Source organism: Pseudoalteromonas sp. S558 (assembly GCF_005886635.1).
Classification (GTDB): Bacteria; Pseudomonadota; Gammaproteobacteria; order Enterobacterales; family Alteromonadaceae; genus Pseudoalteromonas; species Pseudoalteromonas aliena.
The window spans coordinates 1-432 of the sequence record NZ_PNDU01000714.1 but is presented as its reverse complement, the minus strand read 5'-3'; the positions used below and the strand labels follow the sequence as shown (position 1 = coordinate 432).

General features: G+C 36.3%; 1 protein-coding gene. It reads left to right on the top strand.

Translation table 11 applies throughout. The features are described 5' to 3' along the window. Positions 1 to 297, top strand: a 297-nt coding sequence (locus CWB66_RS22060) for a transporter associated domain-containing protein (RefSeq protein ID WP_289508530.1), incomplete at its 5' end; no start/stop codon positions are given. Between the last annotated feature and the right edge of the window lie 135 nt (positions 298 to 432).

The window sequence follows — 432 nt, the reverse complement described above, 5'->3', positions numbered from 1 at the left end:
ATGGGTGATTTAATCACGCATCAAAGTGAGGAGCTAATCATTGAGCGTGTTGCTAACTCTTGGTTGGTCGATGGTTTAACGCCTATTGTTGAATTAGCCAAAGTACTGGAAATAGATGAGTTCCCTGATCAAAACCATTATGAAACGGTCGCCGGGTATTTAATTTACACCATGAAGCATATTCCTAAACGTGCAGAATTTATTGTATTTTCAGGTTTTAAATTTGAAGTGGTGGATGTAGAAGGCATTCGTATTGAGCAGTTACTCGTCTCTAGGGTGAACCCTGAGAGCGAGTAATAGTCGCTAAAATTAAATAATTGATTAACGGCAGTCAATGTATTTGCATTGGCTGCCTTTTTTATGGATGTCACTGATATAGTTTAACTATTGTTTGAGTTAATTTTGTGACAACTATAATCAATTGTAAAAATG